The sequence below is a fragment of the Streptomyces sp. RG80 genome (genome assembly GCF_040446465.1).
Taxonomy (GTDB): Bacteria; Actinomycetota; Actinomycetes; order Streptomycetales; family Streptomycetaceae; genus Streptomyces.
Map to the genome: position 1 here is coordinate 1 of NZ_JBEAAJ010000021.1, position 15,863 is coordinate 15,863.

The 15,863-nt window shown below is 66.7% G+C and carries 16 protein-coding genes and 2 pseudogenes; 4 read left to right on the plus strand and 14 right to left on the minus strand.

Translation table 11 applies throughout. From position 1 onward, the window contains the following. Positions 1–78: 78 nt before the first annotated feature. The 5 genes and pseudogenes from ykgO to ABKA17_RS45835 all read right to left on the minus strand — a co-directional run bounded on the left by ykgO (position 79) and on the right by ABKA17_RS45835 (position 3,265). A complete protein-coding gene (gene ykgO / locus ABKA17_RS45815) occupies positions 79–201 on the minus strand; it encodes a type B 50S ribosomal protein L36 (RefSeq protein ID WP_353698396.1) in 123 nt (40 codons plus the stop codon). 37 nt (positions 202–238) lie between these two features. Next, the gene (locus ABKA17_RS45820; protein ID WP_353698397.1) at positions 239–499 is read right to left on the minus strand and encodes a type B 50S ribosomal protein L31; all 261 of its coding nucleotides are present in this window, start codon (positions 497–499) and stop codon (positions 239–241) included. 46 nt (positions 500–545) lie between these two features. Beyond that, entirely contained in the window at positions 546–710 is a 165-nt protein-coding gene (rpmG, locus tag ABKA17_RS45825; RefSeq protein ID WP_353698398.1) for a 50S ribosomal protein L33, read from the minus strand. Between the two features lie 1,031 nt (positions 711–1,741). Next, complete coding sequence (locus ABKA17_RS45830) at positions 1,742–2,062, minus strand: hypothetical protein (RefSeq protein WP_353698399.1); 321 nt, start codon at positions 2,060–2,062, stop codon at positions 1,742–1,744. A 193-nt stretch (positions 2,063–2,255) separates the two neighbouring features. Further along, positions 2,256–3,265, minus strand: a pseudogene (locus tag ABKA17_RS45835) (IS5 family transposase). A gap of 77 nt (positions 3,266–3,342) precedes the next feature. Here ABKA17_RS45835 and ABKA17_RS45840 point away from each other — a divergent pair. After that, positions 3,343–3,564 (plus strand): annotated as a pseudogene (locus tag ABKA17_RS45840) (transposase); the annotation flags it as partial. Between the two features lie 109 nt (positions 3,565–3,673). On the opposite strand, the gene ABKA17_RS45845 reads toward ABKA17_RS45840, so the two are convergent. The 3 genes from ABKA17_RS45845 to ABKA17_RS45855 all read right to left on the minus strand — a co-directional run bounded on the left by ABKA17_RS45845 (position 3,674) and on the right by ABKA17_RS45855 (position 6,664). Then, the gene (locus tag ABKA17_RS45845; RefSeq protein WP_353698400.1) at positions 3,674–4,186 is read right to left on the minus strand and encodes a hypothetical protein; all 513 of its coding nucleotides are present in this window, start codon (positions 4,184–4,186) and stop codon (positions 3,674–3,676) included. A 734-nt stretch (positions 4,187–4,920) separates the two neighbouring features. Continuing rightward, positions 4,921–5,280 (minus strand): hypothetical protein, encoded by a 360-nt coding sequence (locus ABKA17_RS45850; protein ID WP_353698401.1) that lies wholly within the window; start codon positions 5,278–5,280, stop codon positions 4,921–4,923. An 817-nt stretch (positions 5,281–6,097) separates the two neighbouring features. Beyond that, entirely contained in the window at positions 6,098–6,664 is a 567-nt protein-coding gene (locus ABKA17_RS45855) for a TetR/AcrR family transcriptional regulator (protein WP_353698402.1), read from the minus strand. 121 nt (positions 6,665–6,785) lie between these two features. On the opposite strand from ABKA17_RS45855, the gene ABKA17_RS45860 reads away from it, so the two are divergent. Next, positions 6,786–7,304, plus strand: coding sequence for a cupin domain-containing protein (locus ABKA17_RS45860; RefSeq protein ID WP_353698403.1), 519 nt, complete (start codon positions 6,786–6,788; stop codon positions 7,302–7,304). A 396-nt stretch (positions 7,305–7,700) separates the two neighbouring features. Here ABKA17_RS45860 and ABKA17_RS45865 read toward each other — a convergent pair whose 3' ends face one another. The 3 genes from ABKA17_RS45865 to ABKA17_RS45875 all read right to left on the minus strand — a co-directional run bounded on the left by ABKA17_RS45865 (position 7,701) and on the right by ABKA17_RS45875 (position 10,902). Further along, the gene (locus ABKA17_RS45865; RefSeq protein ID WP_353698404.1) at positions 7,701–8,807 is read right to left on the minus strand and encodes a hypothetical protein; all 1,107 of its coding nucleotides are present in this window, start codon (positions 8,805–8,807) and stop codon (positions 7,701–7,703) included. A gap of 423 nt (positions 8,808–9,230) precedes the next feature. Then, positions 9,231–9,857: a tetratricopeptide repeat protein gene (locus ABKA17_RS45870; protein WP_353698405.1), complete on the minus strand. Its 627-nt coding sequence runs from the start codon at positions 9,855–9,857 to the stop codon at positions 9,231–9,233. 202 nt (positions 9,858–10,059) lie between these two features. Further along, positions 10,060–10,902 (minus strand): SMI1/KNR4 family protein, encoded by an 843-nt coding sequence (locus ABKA17_RS45875; protein WP_353698406.1) that lies wholly within the window; start codon positions 10,900–10,902, stop codon positions 10,060–10,062. A 20-nt stretch (positions 10,903–10,922) separates the two neighbouring features. Between ABKA17_RS45875 and ABKA17_RS45880 the strand changes: the two genes are divergently transcribed. Continuing rightward, positions 10,923–11,669: a phosphotransferase family protein gene (locus tag ABKA17_RS45880; protein WP_353698407.1), complete on the plus strand. Its 747-nt coding sequence runs from the start codon at positions 10,923–10,925 to the stop codon at positions 11,667–11,669. Positions 11,670–11,775: 106 nt separating this feature from the next. Here the strand turns inward: ABKA17_RS45880 and ABKA17_RS48050 are convergent, their stop codons facing one another. Next, a complete protein-coding gene (locus ABKA17_RS48050; protein ID WP_502994552.1) occupies positions 11,776–12,072 on the minus strand; it encodes a transposase in 297 nt (98 codons plus the stop codon). Between the two features lie 26 nt (positions 12,073–12,098). On the opposite strand from ABKA17_RS48050, the gene ABKA17_RS45890 reads away from it, so the two are divergent. Then, a complete protein-coding gene (locus tag ABKA17_RS45890; RefSeq protein WP_353698408.1) occupies positions 12,099–12,581 on the plus strand; it encodes a GNAT family N-acetyltransferase in 483 nt (160 codons plus the stop codon). A 481-nt stretch (positions 12,582–13,062) separates the two neighbouring features. On the opposite strand, the gene ABKA17_RS45895 is transcribed toward ABKA17_RS45890, so the two are convergent. Together ABKA17_RS45895 and ABKA17_RS45900 are read right to left on the minus strand one after the other, a co-directional pair. Then, a complete protein-coding gene (locus ABKA17_RS45895; protein ID WP_353698409.1) occupies positions 13,063–13,422 on the minus strand; it encodes a hypothetical protein in 360 nt (119 codons plus the stop codon). A 356-nt stretch (positions 13,423–13,778) separates the two neighbouring features. After that, entirely contained in the window at positions 13,779–15,857 is a 2,079-nt protein-coding gene (locus ABKA17_RS45900) for a M36 family metallopeptidase (RefSeq protein WP_353698410.1), read from the minus strand. Between the last annotated feature and the right edge of the window lie 6 nt (positions 15,858–15,863).

Genomic DNA, 15,863 nt, shown 5'->3' on the forward strand with positions numbered 1-15,863 from the left:
CCGCCTTCGCCGCGGCAGCCGTCGGCCCGGCACCGCAGTTGCGGGGCCGGGCCGGATCCTTGTACGTCGGTCAGTGCGTCAGCCCTGGCGAGCCTTGAAGCGCGGGTCCTTCTTGTTGAGCACGTAGGTGACGCCCCGTCGGCGTACCACCTGGGCGCCGGGCTTGACCTTCAACGTACGCAGCGATTTACGGACCTTCACAGCGGTCTCCTCTCGCGGGTGGAAACGTTGTCCTCGGTCAGGGTCGGACGGCAACGGTGGTGCCGTAGCGCCGCTGGAAGCGTTCCACGCGGCCCGCGGTGTCCACGACGCGTGAGGTGCCGGTGTAGAACGGGTGGCTTGCCGACGAGATGTCGACGTTGACGACGGGGTATGTGGTGCCGTCCTCCCACTCGACCGTGTGCTCCGTGTGGATGGTGGAGCGGGTGAGCAGCTGGAAGCCTGACGCGCGGTCGCGGAAGACGACCGCGCGGGAGACGGGGTGGATGCCGTGCCTCATGGGTGGCCTTTCTCTTGCCTTCGACGTGGAGCCGAGCCGAGGGGTGTCAGCGTTCCTCTCGGAACAGGACGTGCGCACCGACCTGCGGGTCGTACTTGCGCAGGACCATGCGGTCGGGATCGTTCAAGCGGTTCTTGCGGGTCACGTAGGTGACTCCGGTACGGGCCGTCGAGGCCAGCCGGACGACGGGACGTGCGGCGCTGCGTGCCATGAGGTGCTCCTTCCGCCACCACCCGAGCCTTTTGACTCGAACATGTCAGACGACTCTTTCAACAGCGTCTCGCCGTGTCGCATTCCCGACGCTCACCGCTCTCGGCGAAGAATTATGGGAGTGAAGGGCGGTCGCCTACGCGGCGAAAGACTCTGCGGGGCTTCAGCCGAACGATCTTCCCCGCAGGCAATAAGTGAGGCCCGGGGACACTGTCCCCTCCACTCCCACGCCGCCTTCAACACAACTGCCCCGGCTGGCATTCCCGACGCGGAGCTCCCAGGTCACCGCCCCGAATGACAACGGGCCCGGCCGGCCGGAGGCCCCTCGCTGGCGCGCATCCCCCATGCTGTCCTTGGTACTGCGCGAGTACCTGGAACGGCACCCTGGCAACGACGCCCTCGTGGAGAAGGCTCGCCTGTGCCGCGAGCGGATACTGGTCCGACGAAAACTTTGAGAAGGTCGTGCGGCGACAGGCCCCCGGCGGGCCGCCGAAGGAAAGGTGGGCTACCTCGACTACGAGCTTCGCCTGGACCGACTACCGCGACCTGCTCAAGGCCTTCGGAGTAGGCCCCGACAGCCGACAGCTCCGCTCATCGCTGCAGGAGAAAACCAGAACCGCCTCACCAGGTAGGCGTCCTTTGTGGTGCGAGCCCCGGCATTCATCCGGCAAGAGCCGGCACCGCCGTCTCAACCGCGGCGGCAGCCGCCAAGCGAACGCCGCTCGCTACCCCATCGTGCTCATTAGCCTCCGACACGAGGGGCGAACCCAGCGAAAACCTCGAACGACGCAGTACCGTGCCTCAAGCGCCACGTGGCACGAGAGATCTACCAGTACATCCGAGCCGTCTCACTGCCACAACCGGCACCAGGCACCGGTTGACAGTACATAGGGGCATCAACCTCAACGTCCATCTCGCTTACGGCATCCGGCAGTTCATCGCCCGGCAGGACTAGGGCGAGTATTCGGTCGCGATCAAGGGGTGGTCTTGGTGAGCCAAAGCGCGATAGGCGTCACCTAGGCAGGCTTGTTGTCACCCGCGAGCTTGGGCGCCGGACTCGGGGGTGTCGGCCGACTCCGTGGTGGTGGGTCGGCGTCCGCCGCAGCAGGCCACCACTACTGTCGCCGTGGAGTTCAGGAAGATCGTGAACCAGGACGACCTGTCCACCGCGTCGATGGATCCAGTACGAAGCGGCTCTTCTCCGGCCCGCAGAAGGATGTCGACGCTTTCGGCCGCACCCTCGACCGTGCGGCCACGCTTCAAGGAGTTGTGCATTCGACGCCGGAAGACGCCCGCGTGCCGGTTGGCCGGGACCAGGCCATCCCAGACGACGAAGTCAGCCCCGGCGATCAAGGCGTCACGTGCAGGGCCGCATGCCGGAGTCTGTTCGCGGAGCATGGCGATGAGGTCGGCGCGAGTCACACCGCGCCCCGGCGACAGGAAGACCAGTGATCGGCTATGTGTGACAACTCCAGCGCCTCTCTGGTGACAGTCCGGCTGCTTCGACCTGGTTCCTGCACAGCCTACGCAGTGCCGTCGGTGACAGCTACCGAGCCTCGGTGCACTTGGCCAGGTCCTTGATCCAGATCATCGCGCCGCGAAGGTGGAGGCCGGCGAGGTAGCTCGCAGGGGTCTTGTCGTAGCGAGTGGCGATGCCTCGCCAGGCTTTCCGCTTGTTGATCAGGCGCTCGACGGTGTTCCGCTCTTTGTAGAGCTCGGCATCGTGGCTGACGGGCCGGCCGCCCGTGGAGCCTCTCTTCTTCCGGTTGGCGGCCTGGTCCTTCTTCTCCGGGATGACTGCCTTGATGCCGCGTGTGCGCAGATGAGCGCGGTTGCCGCGGGACGAGTAAGCCTTGTCCCCGGCGACCGCGTCGGGGCGAGTACGGGGACGGCCGACCGGCCCACGGACCCGCACCTTCTTCAGGATGGGGATGAGCTGAGGGCTGTCAGCGGCCTGCCCTTCGGTCAGTACGAGCGCCAGCGGGCGGCACTTGCGCTCTCCGGCGACGTGGACCTTGCTGGTCTGACCGCCCCTGGAACGCCCGAGCAGGGCGGCCTTCAGACGAAGCTTGCGCCTGCGCCGGACACGTCGTCGCTCGTCCCGTTCCGAATCGTGTGCGGCGTCCTGCGGATTTTGTTCCTCCGAGCTGCCCCCCTTTGCCGGGCCTTCTCCACCTCCTCGGCGACCTTCTCCAGGTCGGCAAGCGTGTCGGAGCCCAGGTGCATCCCAGCGGCGTCGTGGTGAGCCCGGACGGTGGTCGAATCCACGCTGACCAGCGACAAGTTCACCTCACCCCGCTTCGCGGCCCCCGTAATCACGCCCTCCAGCAGGGCCTCGAACACCCCGGCGTCCCTCCACTGCCGGAAGCGGTTGTGGACAGTCGACCAGGCGCCGAACTCATGCGGCATCTCCCGCCACTGGCCGCCCGTCCGAAACCGCCAGATCACGCCCTCGAACTGCCGGCGCAGACGCTCGGGGTACGGGCCGTACTCACCGATCGGCAGGTACGGCTCAATGAACTCCCACTCGGCATCTGTCAGTTGTACTCGCGTCATACAACAAGATCTGCCGGATCAGACACGACCGCGAGGGCGAAACCCGCAAACTGATCACAACCCAATACCCGCCCTAGCTGACCGTCTACCAGCTGCCCTCCTACGCACCCGACCTCAACCCGGTCGAGGGCATCTGGTCCTTGCTGCGACGCGGCTGGCTGTCCAATACCGCCTTCACCACCTCCGAGCACCTCATCAAGACCATCCGCCACGGCATGAGCAAGATCCAGTACCGCCCACACCTGATCGACGTATGCCTCGCCGGAACCAGCCTGTCACTCACCCCGGCGACATCATGAGTTCAAGCTCAGTAGCCGTTGTGAGTCGTCGACCAACAGCCTGCCGGATTCCCGCGCGACATCATGTGGGGCCGACAGTGAACTGGCGGCCCCACATGAACGATCCAGGTCAGGCTTTCGTTGCGTGCCAAGTGCTGCAGGAGCCTGCCTGCACATTCAGAGTCGAGTAACTGCCTCGGCAGTGCCTCAAATACACCCAGTAGCCTTCGGTGAAGTCCTTGTTCTTGAAGCGCCAACCCGCGTTAGAACCATCAGGGTTCCAAATGCGTCCGGAGCGTGTTTTCTCACCGAGGGGCGTCGTCAAGTACCAATCAACGACGGCTGAGAGGCCGTCCTCATAGGTGTCATCCACACCGAACCAGTCACCATACGCGTAGAAACATGCCTGGGCCCACGAGCCATCGGGGGTACAGAATGCCGAAGTGCCCGGATCTGTGGTGCCGGTAGCCCGTTCATCCCCATCCACCGCAGAGGCATTGGTGATGGTGAGCAAGGTGGCGGCGGCGATGCCGCTTATGACCGTACCTATACGCGATCTCGATCTCATGGCGTGCATGTTATGCCACAGGTTCACTGCTGCTGTGAGCTCTGCGTCAACGACGCTCGCCGCCGACAGAGCCATCGAAGGTCCGCCGTCATCGCGTCGGAGTAGCTCAGAAGTGCTGATGAACTTCCATCAACGGCCCCAGCTACCCACTGAAGAACCGCCTCATGGCCATCGAGGAGAGAAGGACGTGGCCTGACAAACAGCGTCACCTCAGACCGGTCGCATCACCTGGGCCAGTCCCTCCGAAGTGTCCTTCACCTACGGCGGCGGGCCCGGGCTGCACCGATATGTCACGCCATCGATGGTGACCTTGCCCGTCGCCTCGGGCAACGGCAGATGCTCAGTCCGACCGTCGGCCGGTCCATCGATGAAGGTCACCAGGACAGTGATCGAACTCGGGTCCATCGAAGCCATCGCCTCCACACGCTCCACGTCACCCGGAGCCGCGGCGCCATCACCAGAACCGCCTCATCCCACGAGTGCAACCAGCAGGCCAACACAGCCCACCATTCTCAAGATCTGCACTCACGCATCCTGCCAGGACCAGGCCAAACCGTCTGCAGCAGAGACGATCTCGAGATCTCGCCCCCGGCCAGACCAATAACACGAACCGTCATTGGGGACGTTCATCCGTACGCAACTGGAGAGCCGGGATCGTACGCCCACAACAAACCGGTCACCATCGTTGCCCTGCTGGCCACCTCCGAGGCCGCTCGACCCACTGTCCCGATGGCCAACCCGGACGTCATCCTGATGCGCCATAACTGAAGGAACGGGTCCATGACCCTGCCGACCCCTCGATGGCAGGGTCAGTCCGGGTCCGCAAACATCGTGCTGATGTTGCTCCACATGAAAGCGTCCTTCCACCCTGGACGTTCCTCAGCCCAGCCGCTCAAGGCGGCGATCACCTTGTCCTGGGAGATTGTCCGGGTCTGGTAGTGCTCCGCCGCGATCCCGTCGCGGAATTCCAGCTGATACGTGTTGTCATCCCTCAGCCACACCTGCACATACCAGTCGCCGTCCGCGTCGGCATCGACTCGCTCGACGATCACGAAGGCGTTGCCCCGGCTGAGGTTCGCCACCATCCGGCTCAACGCTGAGTCCTCTGGGTTCCCCACCCGTCGGCCGTGCTCATCTCTCGCTTGCAGCATGTCCAGATCATCGCCCACGCGTCTGACACCACTCGATGAGCAACCAGTCGTACTCGGCCTCGCTCACCGCTTTCCGCAGTTGGTTCACTCCGTGAGCCAACTGCGGCGAAGAGCAGGTCCGAAGAAAATTCGAGATCTGCAGCAGAGACCGGTACTGACTGCTGACTGACGACAGCGCACTCTTCCTCGACATGCCGCGGGCCGGCCAATGGCCGCCATCACGACACCGGGAAGCTACTGCCGCGAAGGACCAAACACCCTGGACACGCAGCGGTCAAGGAGGTTCCCGAAGCCTTGCGGCGATCCCACATCCGGGGCAGGGAGTACACCGGCATCATCGATGCTCGCGATGAAGTCGACATCGGCCCAGCCACCGCGGAACAGCACCACACAAAGCTCGGTCTCTGCCAGCCCCGTGATACGGACGCCGATTGAATCGGGGTCCTCCACTCGCGAGCGGTCCGTCTCAAGCTGCCGAGGCCAAGAAGCTGCTTCGTCACGCCAACTGACAGGCCCGACAACCAATCCTGTGGACTCCCACCCATGTCGACGCTCTGCAATTTCGACGACGGCTTGATCAAGATCGATAACTCTCTTCACGGTCCGATCATCGATCACGCAGGCGCTGAGGTCCATTGTCTACGGCTCGACCAGACACCGGACCTCAGCTCAGGCCAGGTGGTGTCAGATCTCAGCAACATTTCCCTCAGCCCACGGGAGCTACTGTGTCGACACTCCCGCGACCAGTGGCGTCCGTTTCCACCTACGAAGGCGCAATCGACGGTCGCCCCGGACCGGCCGGGCCGCGCGTACGGGTTCGTCGCCGAGCGCTGATTCAGTTCTCTGCGCTGACCGCCTCGACCAGCGCGGCCATGGCCTCGACCGCCTCACTGTCTTCGAGTCCTTGTTCCCGGCACAGTGAGTGCCATGTGGTGAAGGCCGCCGCGTGTCCGATCGCTGCGCGCCGGATCCGACCGTCGTCCTCCAGGGACGCCCCCACCAGAACCTCGACGTATCCCCGATTCGTTTCCTCCCACGCTTGCCGGATCGGCTCCGGGACGGCGTGCTGGTCCCGGACGGCCAGCGTCAGCATCTGCTCGCCGCCGCGGTAGAAGCGGTAGAGGTCGGTGAGCCCGATCCGCAGCCGCTCGTCGGGGTCCTCGGCCGCGGCCCATTCCTCCGGCCGGGGCAACGTCTGCTGCGACAGCCAGTGTCCGGAGCACGCCGCGAACAGCGCCGGCTCATCGGGGAAATGTCGGTAGACGGTCAGCCGGGTGACTCCGGCACGCTCGGCGATCGCCGCGATGCTGGTCGCCGCGGGGCCGGTGGTGCCGTGCAGATACACGGCGGCTTCGACGATGCGCTGCCGGGTGCGACTGACGTCCTCGGCCCGCTTGCGCATCTCGTAGCCCCGCGTTTTGACTGAACGATGCTGTTCACTCAACTTGACGCCTCACGGTCCGGGGCGGACACTTTTGACAGAACACCAGTGTATCTCGAAATCGATCAGAGGAGTGATCGCCATGACCGAGGACCTGGTCCCTCCACTCACGGTCGTCCGCCCCGGCGAGGGCACCGAGGGCTTCCTCGGTTCCATCGGAGTGGTATTCAAGCTCTGGGGTGCCGATACCAACGGCGCCTTGTCGGTCGTCGAGCACCCGTTCCCGGTCGGCGCGCTGGTGCCGCCGCACCTGCACACCCGCGAGGACGAGTACTCGATCGTCACCGAAGGCGAGATCGGCTTCCGCTCCGGCGACCGCGAAGCCGTGCTGGGCCCCGGCGGCTACATCACCAAGCCGCGCGGCGAGCTGCACGCCATGTGGAACGCCGGCCCGGTCCCTGCCCGCATGATCGAGATCATCAGCCCGGCCGGCTTCGAGAACTGCTTCCGCGAGATGGCCGAGATGCTCGCCGACGGCCCGCCGCCGTCCGCAGACGCGATCCCGGCACTCGTGGCCAAGTACGGGCTCGAATTCGGCCAGCCGGAATGGCTGCCGGACGTCATCTCGCGGTTCGGGCTGACGCCGCCGCCGGGAGCGTAACCCCACCACCCGCTGACCAGCCAGAACACCACCGCCCAGAGAAACGCACCCCAGGCCGCAGCACCCATGCTCGCCCAGGCCAGAGCCCTGATTCGGCACTCCAGGCCGCCGAACTGCACGAAACGCGGGGCTTCACCAACGCCGGCTATCCGGCCCACAGTTCCCTGCTGCCGCGGCTCACGATCTGCTGCGGCCGCCTCTCTCCCCCACCGGCCCGGCCAGCAGACACTTCGGCGGCAAGCCCCAGCAACAGCGCCACGCTCCCGCCCGTGTCGACGGCTGTCTTTATCCACGAGAACGGACGGCCGATACTCACCACTTCGGCATGCACCACTGACCGCTTCTGTGCAGTGGCGACAGTTCCAAAAAGTGAGTACCGGCGCCTCTGCCAGTCGGCTAGAAGAGGCCCGCGCGCATGTGGTGCGTGAGATTCTCCAGGATCTCGCGCAACCACGGGCTGCGGACGGCCGGCAATCGGACCAACGTGTGCTGGAAGGTTCCCGCGTCGGCCCGAAACAGGTAGTGGGGACGCGGCGCGGGCGGGTCGTCGCGGAACACGCCGTCGGGCATGGTTCCTGACGCTGGGAGGTGGAGGTGTGGCTCGGGGAAGGCCAGCCACATCCACACCCCGAACGGCAGCGGCACCGGGTATGCCGATCCAGCCGGGCCGACCGGTCTCCAGACTTCCCCCGTCTGTGAGTGGGTCGGCACGATCACGATGTCGGCGTCCGTATCCGGGGCGGGCAGTCCGGGTCCGGCCAGGACGGCGCGCCGTGCCGGCTGGACCGCGGGCAGCAGGGCGTCGAGGGCGCGTTGGAACACTTCCGCGATCAGGCCGTCCGGGACAGCCACCGACCGGCCGTCCGAGGCGGCCAGCAGGTGGGCCAGCCCTCGGCCGGCTGCCGCCTCCCATTGCGGGTTCCAAGACCACCAGTGGCCCAGCCCGAGCAGCGAGCCCCATCTCGTGATCGGCACGCTCGGGGGCGTGACCTTCCTCTCCACCAATAGCTCCGCCCAGGAGAGGATCGCGATGTGGGCGTCGTCGACGGGTAGGCGGTGCACGGCGTCCGGCGCGAGCCAGACCGCCTGCCAAAGCGAACAGTCGTCGATGCGGTTCGCCACGGGCAGGCCGCACGCCTCACAAGCCATGTTGGGGCCGTCACCCCAGTCAAGGCCGCAGCAGTAGCCGCCGGCTTGCTCCGGAACGAGCACGGTACCGCGGGTATCCCCGGGTGCGATGACGATGGTGCCGGGTGGGCCGCCGGACACGGCGTACACCGGAGCGTGCATGCCGCGGGCTGCCGCCTCGGCTGGATCGATCTCCTCCCACCGCCACCACGGGTGCCCCCAGGGCTCCGGTTCCACGGCGAACGTGCCCGACTCCATGAGAACCGGGAGCTGAATCCCGTTCCCGTACTTCTGATGGGCGTGAGCCGGCAGCTCGACCTGGGACAACGGGTTGGTCAGCCTCGCGCCACACCCCGCACACACGAAAACGAACAAATGCCCTCCGCTAAGAAACGGGGGCATCGTCGCAGCTTGGCGGCGGACCGGCCAACGTGTTTTTCATCCGCCGAGCAGGACCGTGCACCGTCACGGGGGGAAGCGTCGCCGTTCGAATTATCGATGGCCGTCCCTAGCGAGCCGGGCATGTCCCTGCGGCGCAGCAGCGCACCGAGCAGCGAGGCATACGCCGGCTCGGCAACGCCCCCGTCCGTTCGCAGGCTCGCCGCCGGTCTTGCACACAGTGACCCGTCGCTGCGCAGGTTGAATCTGCTGCAATAAGCCCAGGCCAGACCCAGTTTCTACGCGCACCGTGGTCGGAGCACAAGATCAGACGAGGGCCGCCCCCATGTACGGCGAATCGCCAGGTGACTACCCCGTTCGAGATCGTCGAGCGACGCCCAGCCCCGTCGGCGGTCGTTGCTAGCTGCCTGGGGAGTGCGGTGCGGGACGGGTGAACAGGTGTGCGTGGCGTATCCCGGCTCTGCGTAGTTCGTCTGCCACGATGCGCAGCGCGGTGCGGGCCATGTGGGGGAACATCCCGTCTTTGCAGTCCATCCACACGCGGGGGACCGTGTCGTCGACGGCGACGTAGTTGGGGCTGTAGAGGTCGGTGTCGGCCAGGGCATCGTCGGCCCCCTCCGGCGGGAGTTCACGGCCGTCCTCGAGCACGCGTCCCAGGCGGCGTTGCGCGGCGGTGAGCGCGGCAACCGCACGGGCCGGGTCGTTCGATTCGACGGCGATCTCCCAATGCTGTTGAAACATATCGCCGTTGCCTCCCAGGATAGGCAGCGTGCCCGGGTCTACCGTGATGCCGCCCGGCTCGCTCTCCGAGACCACGGCCCGACGCATCCACCATGCGCTTTGGTCGGTTTCCAGGCATGCCTCGGCCACGCGCCAGAGCATCTGCGGGCCGGAACCGCCGACCGCCTCCTCGAAAAGGCTGCGTGCGCGATCCCAGTCCCCCGCCTCCAGGGCCTGGCACCCGCGCCTGAAAGCGATCTCGGCAGGGTGATCAACAGATGGCAGGCCAGCGTCATTAGTATCCACAGTCGCCTTCTTCCTCTTACGAGTACGAGTGCCAGTACCAATCGCCGAAACGGAATTCCACCCGCGTCAGCCCGAAGACACCCAACGCCCCTCGAACGTCTCTTCGTTGCGAGGCGAGGGACGCTGCTCAGATGGCAGGGGGCCGTCGCCTAGAAGGCGTCGGCTGCGTTGAAGAGTGTCTTCGCGAGCCTGAACCTGCGTATCAGAAGTCCCAGTCCAGTTCGTCGTCGTCGACTGCGACAGGCCGGTAGCCGTTCACTGTCTCGCCGGTTTCCAGAGCGGTGGCCGTTGCGTCGAGGAGAGCCGGGAGCGACGCCCACATGGGATGGGGTGAGAAGAAGCATCCCGTTTCATGATCGGCGTTGCCGATCCTTCCACGCCGTCGGTACTGGCGTTGGTCGATGATGAGGTAGTCACCTCCACCGTCGAAGGCGAAAGGGATCCACAACCCATGCCACCACGGCCCGTATTCCCCGTCCGGGTCGCCTTCCGCAGCCTGCGCCAGCTCATCTCCGTAGATTTGCATCCGTGTCTGCCAGGCGGAGATGATCCCCTGCACATCGAGCAAGGACCAAAACGGTGGCAACAGGTCGCAGTGGCCCATGCCGTTGTGCCGTAGCAAGGACTCCACCAGAGCATCGGGGAAAGGCTGCCCGAGGACCTGTTCAGCCGTGGCGATTGCCGAGCGCTCCGCCGGGGGCGCCAGAGCGGCGAACGTTCGAGGCGTGCGCCGGGCGAGCCACGTATCCATACGGGACCACGACTCGGATATCGACGAAGTCATCCAGAGATGATGCCAGTGGCGCGGCGCGGAACGGGAGCCTCCACGACGCGTTTTGATGATGCCCGCAGTTTCGGCCAACTCCGGCACGGCGACTGCCTGCTTGGTGAGACGAGTACGCGAGGCTGGTCCCCCCCCCAACCAGCCCAGAACAAAAGCAAGTTGACTGATCTTCCCCCTCAGCAGGAGCGGATCCATCAGCCCCAACGGGGCGCGGTCAGCCGCGTAATCGCACGTGAGAAACCCGGAGACGTCGGCGATCATCCCCGGGATACTGGTCGCCCATGGATGAGGTCGAAGTCGTCGTCGCCCATTCCGAGCGCGCGACCCTGCGCGTCGGCGATGTGTTTCTGAAAGTGGACGCCGATCAGGCGCGCATCGACGTCGAGATCGAAGCGATGTCCCTCGCGCCGGTACCGACCCCGCAGGTCCTGTGGCGCAAGCCGCCCGTGCTCGCGCTCGCCGCGCTCCCGGGGACTACGCTCGGGCGCCTCGGCGGGCCGTCGATCGGATCGCCGGCGGCGTGGGCCGCGGCGGGCGCCGCCATCCGGAAGCTGCACGATGCGCCGCTGCCGCCTTGGTCCGGCCAGGCCGGTCGGAGCACCGTCACGCTGGCGGCGGAACTCGACGACGAGTGCGAGCGGCTCGTGGCGAACGGCGTCCTGCCCGCGGATCTGGTCACCCGCAACCGCCAGGTCGCCCAAGCCGCGCTCCGGCCGTGGACCGCGGCGTTCACGCATGGCGACCTGCAGATCGCGCACGTCTTCGTCGACGGCGACGAGGTCACGGGCATCATCGACTGGTCCGAGGCCGGACAGGGTGATGCCCTGTACGACCTCGCCACCTTCACGCTCGGACACGAGGAACACCTCGCCGACGTGATCGCGGGCTACGGCACCGACATCGACCTCGACGTGATCCACGCGTGGTGGTCATTGCGCAGCCTGCTGATCATTCGATGGCTCATCGAGCACGGCTTCGACCCGTTCACGCCCGGTTGCGAGGTCGACGTGCTGAGATCCCGCATGTGAGGCTGCGTGGGCCCGACTGCTACCACTGCGTTTGACGCATCGACAGGGCCATCTCCTGGGGCACCTCGTGCCCTCACTCCCCACACCGAGCGGTGCGCAGTCGGCGTCACCAGGTCATCCCCGAGCCGAAGCCCAGCCCCCGGGAGGGCAGGACCTCCCAGCGGATCCTGGTGTGCAGCACGAACAGGATCCCGCACAGCACCGTACGGGTGTCCACACGCTTATGGCCCGGACACCGCGGATCACGCGGGACGGCCGTCGGCAGCTCCTCGGTGCGCGCCCACAACCCGTCGTCGATGTCCCACGGCCTGGCAGCAGACTTCCTCGTCTCGGCCGGCTTGCGCCCCTTGGCCGTCAGGAGTCGTTGGCCGGCAACATCGCCCCATCGCGCTGGTGACGCCACCGGCCGGGCGACAGCACAATGCGCGAGTGGACGACAACATCACTATCCGTCCGGCCGTACCTGACGAGCTGAGCGCCGTGGCTGAGCTGCGATGGCAGTGGATCCTCGAAAACGAAGGCGTGCCCGTCGCCGAACACGAAGACTTCGTGCGGCACTTCGTCACCTGGGCGAGGCAGAATGCCTCCTCGCACCGCTGTATGGTCATGGTCCGCGACAAGGTGATCATCGGCATGGCCTGGCTGGCGGTCCTCCCCCGTGTGCCCAGCCCACATGCCCTGCAGCGGGCCTCAGGTGACCTGCAGTGCGTCTACGTCATCCCCGGCGAACGCGACAGCGGTCTGGGCGGCCGCCTCATCGAGGCGCTCCTGGCTCACGCCCGGGAACTCGGTCTCGAACGCGTCACCGTGCATTCCAGCCCCCGCGCGATCCCGGCCTACACCCGCCACGGGTTTCAACCCTCCCCTCGATTGCTGCACGCCCACGTCACCCGCACCACCTCCTGCCCCTGACCGCCCACGACCAGACGCAGAGCAACGATCCACCCCCGCAAAGGGAAACACTCACCCCACACGCCCCGGCCGCCCCTGATCAGATCCACTCGAGAACAGCCCGGGAGTTCGCCGATTCCCCTATCCGGCACAGGGGTGAGCTGGTGCGAACCGTCCCGGCTGCCTCTCGAACAGCCAGCCTCACCCCACCAACCCCGGGAATATCCGGCCCTGACCGCGCGCACCCTGCAGGCCCGGCCGGCGGCACAGGGCAGCCGGTTGGACGTGCTGAGGGTGGGGGGGCCGACAGCCTGGCCCGTTGAGCTGCCGATCGCCGTTGCGGTTGAGACGCCGTCGGTTGGCCAGCCCGGATGAAGCAGGGATCGGCGAAACACCACCACTCCGACCAGGCCCAGCGTTGAATCACGGCGCCTTTGCAGCGTGACCAACGATCAGCTGACAGCTCCGGCACCCTGGCGACAAGCACTTGCCGAGGAGGCAGTCAGTTGAAGGCGTCGGTCATGCAGTCCACCCGGCAGTCGGAGGCCTCATAGCGCTCGCGGAGGGCGGCAGCTGCTTCTTCGCGCTCCACGAAGTGGTACCCGTAGTGCTGACGCGCCACCCTGGTCACGTCTCCGATCGTGACGATGGCCGGTTCGTCACGTGCGGCCCGGCGCCGCGCTCCGGCGATCGCCATGTCCGCAGAGCGCAGCAGGTTTCTGGAACGGTCCCGGATCACGGCTGCCTGGGCCCGTTTCGCCGAGAGGGGACGCAGGACACGTCCCCTCCAGACGTAGCCGGCGGCGACAAGGATGACACCGAGCGCTACGAACAGGAGGCCGCCGGGGGCATGAGGTCGCATGTATCCAGTCTTCACTACTCGCTTGGTGACGTCATGCCCGCGTCGGCGAAACTCGACCGCCACGGCGCCGAGCTGCTGGTCCAGGTAAGAGCTGCCACTGCCCGCAGGACTACGACGGCAACGGAATAGTTGTCCGCGCCAGTACAAGAGCACGGCCCCCGGTCCCGCCAACCGGGTCGTACGGGTCGGCTGGGCGCTGGTCGGGCCCCGCGCGCTCGCGGCCGGGATCCTCGCGGGCACTGCTACCTCAGTGCGCATCTTCCTTCGCCTGGTCGCCGCGACCCAAAGCCCTCGTACTGGTTGTACGTGGGCCTGTGCCCGGTCGGCGGGAAATTGACGACAGGCCCCAGTCCGCCCTAGTCCGGGTGTCCGGGCGGGGGCAGTTGGGTGCCGCCCTGGCAGCCGTCGTAGGACGCGTTCGGGCAGAAGGCGTCGAAGCCCATTCCGTATCGGGCGAAGGCTTCCCAGGCGGCGCGCCGGACCTCCTCGTACTCGGCGCTGGTCAGCCGTCCGCCCTCCATTCCCTTGAAGGCCCGCAGGATCGCGTCGCGCGCGACGAGGAACGACGGGTTCTTCGGGGTGAGTTTCAGACCGTCGACGACCGCCTGCCAGGTCAGTCGGTAGCCCCGTTCCTTGCTGCCCAGCGCGGCGGTGACCCGGCGGGTCAGCTCCATGAGCGCCGCGCACCAGATCTCACCGACGTTGTGCTCCTCCCGGTAGCTGAGGTCGGCGTTGCCCGCGCCCGCGACTTCGCCTCGCGTCTTGCCGATGTCCCCGAAGGTGCCCGGATAGTCCGCGTCGTAGGGCCGCTGCCGGATGCCGCCCGGTTCGTCGACCACCCAGTCGCCGATGACGACGTGCTCCTGCGCGCGGGTGAAGTTGATGATCGTCAGGGCGAAGTAGTCGCTCCAGCCCTCGCCCATGGAGATCGACTGGTCCTCCGAGAGGCCGTTCGCGTCGAACAGGCCGCCGACGAGACGGTTCGTCACGCCGTGCACGTACTCGTGGATGACGACGTCGAACGCGTTGGCCGTGTGGCGGCCGGTCGCCGTGACCAGCCCCATGTTCATCACGGCCGCCAGTCCGTCCGCCCTCGTGGCCATGTTGGCCGTGCCCGGCACCGATCCCGGGTGTGCCAGGGCGAGGACCGCGTCAGATCCCTTGCCGTGCCCCGGTCTGTTCACCGCCTGGAAGTTCCCGTTCTCCTCCGTGAAGCCGAGCATCATGAAGAGGTCGTGCGCGAGACTGCAGAAGTAGAAGATGTTGGTGACGAGTTGCTCGGGCGTGTCCGGGTCGGCGTTGAACACCGCGTTGCCCTCCGCGTCCACCGGGACCTGGAACGGCTGCCGGCTCCTGCCGTTGACGGCACGCACGTTGTTGCCGTCGGTCGACAGCGTTCCGTTGCCGGCCACCGTCCAGGGCCCGGGGAATTCCAGGGGCAGGTGGGGCTGCACCTCGGGCGTCACCTGGACCGGATAGGCGTCCAGCGACAGCGGGAAGGTGACCTCGGCGAAGGGTGTGTCGACCGGGTTCTCGCGGAAGACCAGCCCGCCCACGGCATGGCTGCTCGTGTCGTAGAAGTAGAGGAGTTCGGGCGCGTCCTTGTCCGCGGTTCGTTCGTCGGCCTCGACGAAGGCGTGGTACTGGACCGTGAAGTTCGGCCGGGTGAACGCGAAGAACCAGGTGAGACGGATGTCTCCGCCCATGTAGAGGTACACGAGCCGGGCCGGGATGGCCTCCTCGAAGGCTCCCCCGGCGAAGGTCATCGGCTGGTCGGCCTGCGACTGCACCGACAGGCGCCCGAGACCGTAGGAGATGTCGAGACGCGGGAGTTCTGCGTCACCGAAGGGACTCCGGAGGGTCACCGGCTCGGCAGCCTTCTTGGCCGCCACCCGCAGGGCCACCTCGGCCGGGACCGCAGGCTTCGCCGAGACGCCCGTCGGCACGCTCACCGTGTCGCCGACGACCCGGTCGACCGTACCGTCCGAGTGCAGCCACACCTTCGGCTGCATCCCCCACACCTCGATGCCGTTGTGCTTCTGCTGGAGGCTGACGACGCGCATACCGTCGCTCGTCCTGGTCACCGTCGGATCGGCCTCGAACTCGACGGGCTCGCCGGCCGCGAATCCGATCGCCTCCGAGACCGAGGCGACGTACTCCTTGGCCTTGGCGAGATACCCGGCGTCGCGGGTGTCCTCCGTGGGCTGTCCACCGGCCTCGATGCCCGCGATGTCGGCGTCGGTGAAGCCCGGGGCGCCGTCCACCCGCAGCTCGGTCAGATGCCCGGTGAAGCGGTTCACCTTGCTGGGCTCGGCGGTGAGGGTGTGCTCGACCTCGGCCGCCACCCGGTCGGTCTCGTCGAGGAAGGAGGCGGCCCCGGCGCTGCTGGCGAGGTGGTCGTAGCCGGTGTCCCTCCTGTCGATCGTCGTGGTCATGGCTTC

Excerpts from the sequence above, each read along its gene's own strand:
- ABKA17_RS45820 (WP_353698397.1), bottom strand. The coding sequence starts at position 499 with ATGAGGCACGGCATCCACCCCGTCTCCCGCGCGGTCGTCTTCCGCGAC.
- rpmG (WP_353698398.1), bottom strand. The coding sequence starts at position 710 with ATGGCACGCAGCGCCGCACGTCCCGTCGTCCGGCTGGCCTCGACGGCC.
- ABKA17_RS45845 (WP_353698400.1), bottom strand. The coding sequence starts at position 4,186 with ATGGCTCTGTCGGCGGCGAGCGTCGTTGACGCAGAGCTCACAGCAGCA.
- ABKA17_RS45855 (WP_353698402.1), bottom strand. The coding sequence starts at position 6,664 with ATGCGCAAGCGGGCCGAGGACGTCAGTCGCACCCGGCAGCGCATCGTC.
- ABKA17_RS45860 (WP_353698403.1), top strand. The coding sequence starts at position 6,786 with ATGACCGAGGACCTGGTCCCTCCACTCACGGTCGTCCGCCCCGGCGAG.
- ABKA17_RS45875 (WP_353698406.1), bottom strand. The coding sequence starts at position 10,902 with ATGATCGCCGACGTCTCCGGGTTTCTCACGTGCGATTACGCGGCTGAC.
- ABKA17_RS45880 (WP_353698407.1), top strand. The coding sequence starts at position 10,923 with ATGGATGAGGTCGAAGTCGTCGTCGCCCATTCCGAGCGCGCGACCCTG.
- ABKA17_RS45895 (WP_353698409.1), bottom strand. The coding sequence starts at position 13,422 with ATGCGACCTCATGCCCCCGGCGGCCTCCTGTTCGTAGCGCTCGGTGTC.
- ABKA17_RS45900 (WP_353698410.1), bottom strand. The coding sequence starts at position 15,857 with ATGACCACGACGATCGACAGGAGGGACACCGGCTACGACCACCTCGCC.